This window comes from Streptomyces sp. PU-14G (assembly GCF_041028275.1).
In the GTDB taxonomy this organism is placed as follows: Bacteria; Actinomycetota; Actinomycetes; order Streptomycetales; family Streptomycetaceae; genus Streptomyces.
In genome coordinates, this window is the sequence record NZ_JASKYT010000389.1 from 1 (window position 1) to 6963 (window position 6963).

At 72.9% G+C, this 6963-nt stretch carries 6 protein-coding genes and 1 pseudogene; 2 read left to right on the forward strand and 5 right to left on the reverse strand.

Annotated features, from left to right (window positions below):
* The coding region (locus tag AB8Z75_RS29595) for a sensor histidine kinase (RefSeq protein WP_369207330.1) at window positions 1–405 on the forward strand (405 nt) is incomplete at its 5' end.
* 23 nt (window positions 406–428) lie between these two features.
* Complete coding sequence (locus AB8Z75_RS29600; RefSeq protein ID WP_369207340.1) at window positions 429–1073, forward strand: response regulator transcription factor; 645 nt, start codon at window positions 429–431, stop codon at window positions 1071–1073.
* A gap of 145 nt (window positions 1074–1218) precedes the next feature.
* On the opposite strand, the pseudogene AB8Z75_RS29605 reads toward AB8Z75_RS29600, so the two are convergent.
* The 5 genes and pseudogenes from AB8Z75_RS29605 to AB8Z75_RS29625 form a co-directional block, all read right to left on the reverse strand.
* Window positions 1219–1938: pseudogene (locus tag AB8Z75_RS29605) on the reverse strand (DUF3159 domain-containing protein); the annotation flags it as partial.
* 75 nt (window positions 1939–2013) lie between these two features.
* Window positions 2014–2418: an OB-fold nucleic acid binding domain-containing protein gene (locus AB8Z75_RS29610; RefSeq protein ID WP_369207332.1), complete on the reverse strand. Its 405-nt coding sequence runs from the start codon at window positions 2416–2418 to the stop codon at window positions 2014–2016.
* A gap of 30 nt (window positions 2419–2448) precedes the next feature.
* Window positions 2449–3135 carry a response regulator gene (locus tag AB8Z75_RS29615; RefSeq protein WP_369207334.1) on the reverse strand — a complete coding sequence of 229 codons (687 nt, stop codon included), beginning with the start codon at window positions 3133–3135 and terminating at the stop codon, window positions 2449–2451.
* A gap of 32 nt (window positions 3136–3167) precedes the next feature.
* The gene (locus tag AB8Z75_RS29620; protein ID WP_369207336.1) at window positions 3168–5876 is read right to left on the reverse strand and encodes an ATP-binding protein; all 2709 of its coding nucleotides are present in this window, start codon (window positions 5874–5876) and stop codon (window positions 3168–3170) included.
* Window positions 5877–5932: 56 nt separating this feature from the next.
* Entirely contained in the window at window positions 5933–6700 is a 768-nt protein-coding gene (locus AB8Z75_RS29625) for an ABC transporter ATP-binding protein (RefSeq protein WP_369207338.1), read from the reverse strand.
* Between the last annotated feature and the right edge of the window lie 263 nt (window positions 6701–6963).

Genomic DNA, 6963 nt, shown 5'->3' on the forward strand with positions numbered 1-6963 from the left:
TCCCTCAGCTCCGACATCGAGACCCCCGCCCTCCGCGTCGACCTGCGCACCGCGCTGCCGGACGCCCCGCGCCCGCCCGAAGCAGTCGAGACCCTCGCCTACTTCTGCGCGGCCGAACTCCTGGCCAACGCCGCCCGCCACGCCGACGCCGGCCACGTCACCGTCAGCGCCCGCACCGAGGAGGACGAGGCGGCACGCGTTCTCGTCCTCGTCGTCGTCGTCGAGGACGACGGACGCGGCGGCGCCGCTCCGCGCCCCGCAGGGCCCGGCACCTCCTCGGGGCTGCGCGGCCTCGCCGAGCGGGTACGCACCGTGGACGGCACACTGTCCCTCGACAGCCCGCCCGGCGGACCCACCACAGCGACGGTCCGCCTGCCGCTCGCACCCCAGGGGGAGACGACGTGACCGGACGGACAGATGACCCGCCGCTGCGCCTGGTCATCGCCGAGGACGCCGCCGTCCTGCGGGAAGGGCTGGTCGGGCTCCTCACCGACCGCGGTCTGGAGGTGACCGCCGCCGTCGGCGACCCCGACGCGCTGCTCACGGCCGTCGAGCGGACCAGGCCCGACGCCGTCGTGGCCGACATCCGGATGCCGCCCACCCACCGCGACGAGGGGCTGCGCGCCGCCGCCGCGCTGCGCGGGCGCCACCCCGGGCTCGGCATCCTGCTGTTCTCCCAGTACATCGAGACCAGCTACGCGCACAGCCTTCTCGCCGACGGGCCCGCGGGCATCGGCTACCTGCTCAAGGACCGGGTCCTCGACGTCGACGAGTTCGTCGAAGCGCTGCACCGCGTCGTCGCGGGCGGCACCGCCCTGGACCCCGACGTCATCTCCCGCCTCCTGCGGGCAGGACCGGGGCGCGACGCGCTCACGCCCCGCGAGGACGAGGTGCTCGGGCACATGGCCGCGGGGCTGACCAACGCGGCCATCGCCGCGCGCATGGGGATCTCGCAGCGTGCGGTGGAAAAGCACACCGCCGCGCTCTTCGACAAGCTCGACATCCCCCGCACCACCGCCACCCACCGCCGGGTCCAGGCCGTGCTCCACTACCTCGCCGCCTCCACGCGCTGAGGCCCTTCCCGCACCCGCACGAGGATGCCCCGCACACGAGGACGCCCCCCGCCGCCGGGGGGCGTCCTCGGCCCCCCCCCGCCGGGGGGCGGGGCGGGGGGGGTCRGCGGCGGTGGCGGCCCGAGGTGCCGGCCTCGGCGGTGGCGGCCTTCGCCGCGGCCTTCTCGGCCTTGGCCGCCTCCTCCTCGGCTTCCATCTCGGCGATGACGTTGATGGGCGGGGGCGCCTTGGCCAGGAAGATCCACGTGAGGTAGACGGCCAGCAGGAACGGCGGGATCTTCAGCACGACCGTGACCCACCCGAACTGGGTCGTCTCACCCCAGAAGTAGAGCGGGAAGAGCACGGCCGACTTGCCGAGCAGGATGAAGCCCCAGGCGTAGCTGGCCTTGGTGTAGGCCTTCTTGCGGCCGGGGTTGCGCTTGCGCCAGGAGAGGTTCTCCTTGAACACAGGTCCGAGCACCAGACCGAGCAGGGGCACGCCCGCCAGCGAGGTGACGATGTAGCCGAGCGCCAGGCCGAGCGTGTAGAGCATGCCCGGCAGGTAGAAGTCCTTGGCGTTGCCCGTCATCATCGCGAACAGCACGCCGAAACCGACGCCGAAGATGCCGCTGAACGCGTGCTTGACGGTGTCCTTGCGCAGCAGCCGGACGACGACCATCACACCCGAGATCACCAGCGCGGTGATGGCGGCGGTGTGGAGGTCCTTGTTCACCGTGAACATCGCGATGAACACCAGGCCGGGGACGGTCGTCTCGATCAGCCCCCGCACCCCGCCGAACGCCTCGAACAGCGCGGCCTCCGTCACGGCCTGCGAGCCGCCTTCGCCGGCCGACCGCTCGGCGTCGGCGTCGGCGTCGGTGCCGATGCCGGTGCCGTCGGTCTCGCCTGGCTCGACGGCCGGCTGGGCCGCGTCCGTCTGCTTGTCGTCAGGGGTCACCCGCTACTCCTGTCCGAGGGGTCGCAGCTCGTACTTGGGGTTGAACATCGCGGGGCGGCCATGGCTGGTGGTGATCCGTCCCCAGACGATCAGCTTGCGGCCCGGCTCGATGCCCGCGATGGAGCGGCGGCCCAGCCAGACGACGTCCAGTGGCGCCGAGCCGTCGAACAGCTCGGCCTCCAGCGTGGGCACCCCGGCGCGCGGACGCAGAGTCACGGTGCGCAGCGTACCGGTCACCCGTACCATGTCGCGGTCGCCGCACTCGGCAATCCGCGTGCAGCCGGTGTCCTCGGCTTCCTCACGCAGCTCGGCGGAGCGCAGATCCTCCTCGGAGGAGGAGAGCCGTTCCAGGAAGCGTCGGAAGCGCCCGCTTCCCGTGCCCCGCTGCTCTCGGGTGGCGCCAGTCATAACCGCCAGGGTACCCGCCGGGAACCCCCGCTATTTCTCGAACCTGTACCCCATCCCCGCCTCCGTCACGAAGTGCCGCGGGTGCGCGGGGTCGGTCTCCAGTTTGCGGCGGAGCTGGGCCATGTAGACGCGCAGGTAGTTGGTCTCGGTGCCGTAGGAGGGCCCCCAGACCTCCCGCAGCAACTGCTTCTGGCTCACCAGCCGGCCCGGGTTGCGGACCAGCGCCTCCAGCAGGTGCCACTCGGTGGGGGTGAGCCGCACGTCACCGCCGTCGCGCCGCACCTTTTTCGCGGCCAGGTCGACCGTGAAGGTCTCGGTCTCGATGACGCCCGAGCCCTCCGGCATCCCGGCGGGCGGCTCGGTTCTGCGCACGGCGGCCCGCAGCCGGGCCAGCAGTTCGTCCATGCCGAACGGTTTGGTGACGTAGTCGTCGGCGCCCGCGTCGAGTGCTTCGACCTTCTCGTCGCTGGTCTGGCGGGCGGAGAGGACCAGGATCGGTATGCGGGTCCAGCCGCGGATGCCGCGGATGACGTCCACGCCGTCCATGTCGGGCAGCCCCAGGTCGAGTATGACGACGTCGGGGTGGCGGTCGGCGGCCAGGCGCAGGGCGGTCGCGGCGTCGTGCGCGGCGTCCACCTCGTACTTGCGTGCCTTGAGGTTGATCACGAGGGCGCGGACGATCTGCGGCTCGTCGTCGACCACGAGCACCCGGTGCATGCTTGCTTCCTCTCGGTTTTCCGTTGTGGCGCTCAGAATCCGGAGCGCTGCGGCTGCTGCCGTGCCCCGGAGCGCGGCTGGTGGGGCGCTGTGCCGGAGCGCGGCGGCTGGAGCGGCGCACCGGGGCGCTGCGGTGGGTACGGCAACGCGCCGTGCGCGGGCGTGCGGGGGCGCGTGGGACCGCGCCCGTGCGCCGCGCGGAGCGTGAGCACCATGGTCATCCCTCCGCCCGGGGTGTCCTCGGCTTCCAGGCTGCCGCCCATCGCCTCGGCGAATCCGCGGGCGACGGCGAGACCGAGGCCCACTCCGGCGCCGCCGGGGGCGTCCCCGTAGCGCTGGAACGGCTCGAAGATGCGGTCCTTGTCGCTGTCGGGCACTCCCGGGCCGCGGTCGGTGACCCGTACCTCCACCCGGTCGGCCAGTGCACTCGCCTTGATCAGCACCTTCTTGCCGTCGGGGCTGTACTTGACCGCGTTCTCCACCAGGTTGGCCACGGTCCGCTCCAGCAGGCCCGGGTCGACGGCGACGAGCGGCAGCGCCTCGGCCACGGCGAGCCTGACGCTGCCCTCGGGGACGCCGCCGAGCGCCTTGGGGACGACCTCTTCGAGACTGATGTCCTTGATGAGGGGCCGCACCGTGCCGGTGTGCAGGCGGGACATGTCCAGCAGGTTGCCGACGAGGTTATCCAGCTTGTCTGCGCCCTCCTCGATGGCGCCCAGCAGTTCCGCCTCGTCCTCCTGCGACCACTGCACGTCGTCGGAGCGCAGCGAGGTGACGGACGCCTTGATGGCGGCCAGCGGGGTGCGCAGGTCGTGGCTGACGGCGGCCAGCAGCGCGGTGCGGATGCGGTTGCCCTCCGCCAGCTCGCGCGCCTGTTCGGCCTCGCCCAGGAGCCGCTGCCGGTCGAGGACCCCGACGGCCTGTGCGGCGAAAGCGGCGAGCACCCTGCGGTCCTCCGCCGGCAGCACGCGGCCTGAGAGCACGAGCATCATGTGGTCGCCGACCGGCATGTCCGTGTCGCCGTCCTCGGGGCCGACCGGCGGCTCGCCGCCCTCGACGGCGCCGACACTGCCCGCGCACGTCCACGGTGCCCGTTCGTCGGCGCGTTCCAGCAGGGCCACGCAGTCCATGGCGAACGTCTCGCGCACCCGCTCCAGCAGCGCGTCCAGACTCGGTCCCGGACCGCCGTGCTCCTGCTGCGCCTCGCCGCGCAGGACGCTGCCGGCCAGCACGGAGAGGATCTCCGACTCGGCGCGCAGCCTGGCGGCCTGCTGGGTGCGGCGGGCCGCCAGGTCCACCACGGAGGCGACGGCGGCGGCCACGCCGAAGAAGACGGCCAGCGAGACGATGTTGCGGCCGCTGTTGATGGTCCAGGTGTGGACCGGATCGGTGAAGAAGTAGTTCAGCAGCGCCGAGCAGACGGCGGCCGAGACCAGCGCGGGCAACAGCCCGCCCACCATCCCCGCGGTCACCGTCAGCACCAGGAAGAGCAGGACGTCGTTGGCGAAGCCGACGTCCGGTTCGAAGGCCAGCATGAGGAAAGCCAACAGCGCGGGGGCGCCGAACGCGGTCAACCATCCCGCGACGACCCGGGCCCTGCCCAGCCGTGCCGCCCGCGCCACCGGCAGCCCCCGGCCCCTGGCGACCTCCTCGTGGGTGACGATGTGCACGTCCAGATCCGGGCCCGAGTCCCGCGCCACGGTCGCGCCCACGCCGGGCCCGAAGACGTACTGCCAGGTCTTGCGGCGCGAGGAGCCGAGCACGATCTGGGTGGCGTTGACACCCCGCGCGAACTCCAGCAGCGCCGGGGGGATGTCGTCCCCTATGACGTGGTGGTAGGTGCCACCCAGGTCCTCGACGAGTGAGCGCTGGACGGCCAGTTCCTTGGGCGAGGCGGAGGTGAGGCCGTCGGCACGGGAGATGTACACGGCCAGGATCTCGCTGCCCGAGCCCTTGGCCGCCATGCGGGCCGCGCGCCGGATGAGGGTGCGGCCCTCGGGGCCGCCGGTGAGGCCGACGACGATGCGTTCGCGAGCCTGCCAGGTGGAGCGTATGCGGTGCTCGGAGCGGTACTGCTGGAGGTACTCGTCGACCCGGTCGGCGGTCCACAGCAGCGCCAGCTCCCGCAGCGCGGTCAGGTTGCCTGGGCGGAAGTAGTTGGAGAGCGCGGCGTCGACCTTGTCCGGCGCGTAGACGTTGCCGTGCGCCATGCGCCGCCGCAGGGCCTGCGGCGACATGTCGACCAGCTCGATCTGGTCCGCACGCCGCACCACCTCGTCGGGCACGGTCTCGCGCTGCCGCACCCCCGTGATCGACTCCACCACGTCACCGAGGGACTCCAGGTGCTGGATGTTGACGGTGGAGACCACGTCGATGCCCGCGGCCAGCAGCTCCTCGATGTCCTGCCAGCGTTTCGCGTTGCGCGACCCCGGCACGTTGGTGTGCGCCAGCTCGTCCACCACGGCCACGGCGGGGCGGCGGGCCAGCACCGCGTCCGTGTCCATCTCGGTGAGCTGGGTGTCACGGTAGGTCACGGTGTGGCGCGGCACCTGTTCGAGGCCGTGCAGCAGCGCCTCGGTACGCGACCTGTCGTGGTGCTCGACGAATCCGACCACCACGTCGGTTCCCCGCTCCATACGGCGGTGCGCCTCGGCCAGCACGGCGTAGGTCTTGCCGACCCCGGGCGCCGCCCCGAGAAAGACCCGCAGCTGACCCCGGTGCGGCTGGGCTCCCAACGACATGCCCCCATTGTCACCGCTGCCGCCGTCTTCCCCTCCTCGGAGCGTCGGCTACGGCGTCAGGGTTCCGTAAGGATCGTGGGTTCCCGCCCCTCGCCGCGAGGGGCGGCCACAGCCGGCCGCGGGGCGCCTCCGGCCTCCCGCCCGTGGTCCGTCAGGGTGCCGTCCGCCAGCTCGACCACACGGTCGGCGAGGTCCAGCAGGGTTGTGTCGTGGGTGGCCACCAGTGCGGTGACGGGCTCGCTGTCCTCGCCCTCGCCACGGACGACGGCGCGCAGCAGTTCCATCACGGCGTGTCCGGTCTCGGCGTCGAGCTGGCCTGTGGGCTCGTCGGCCAGCAGCAGCGCAGGGCGGTTCGCCAGCGCACGGGCGAGGGCGACCCGCTGCTGTTGGCCTCCCGACAGCTCTCCGGGGCGCTGCCGGGCGTGGTCGCCGAGCCCGACCATGGCGAGCAGCAGCGCGACCCGTTCCTCGCGTTCGGCCGCCGGCAGTCGGCGCAGCCGCATCGGGACGCCGACGTTCTCCGCCGCGGTGAGGACGGGCAGCAGGGCGGAGGACTGGAAGACGAAACCGATACGGTCGCGGCGCAGTGCCAGGCTGTCGCTCTCGCCGAGCGTCGCCAGATCGGTGCCGTCCACCGCGATCCGCCCCGCGTCGGGTGCGTCCAGTCCGCCCACCAGGTTGAGCAGCGTCGTCTTGCCCGACCCCGAACGGCCCCTGACGGCGACCAGTTCGCCGCGCGGAACGGTGAGGGAGACACCGCGCAGCGCGTGCACGGCGGTCGGGCCGCGACCGTAGGTGCGGTGCACGTCTGCGAGCTCGACCATGGGGTGTGTCAACACGTCACCTGTGCAAGCGAGTTCGGGCCTTACGGGTCGGCTGGTCGCGCGTCAGTATGCGGGTGGGCGGGGGCGTGTGGCAACAAAGGCAGCCGGGGCCGGCCTTCCGCCGTCCCGGCAGGGGGGGGGGGGGGGGGGGGGGGGGGGGGGGGGGGGGGGGGGGGGGGGGGGGGGGGGGGGGGGGGGGGGGGGGGGGGGGGGACCGTAGGTGCGGTGCACGTCTGCGAGCTCGACCATGGGGTGTGTCAACA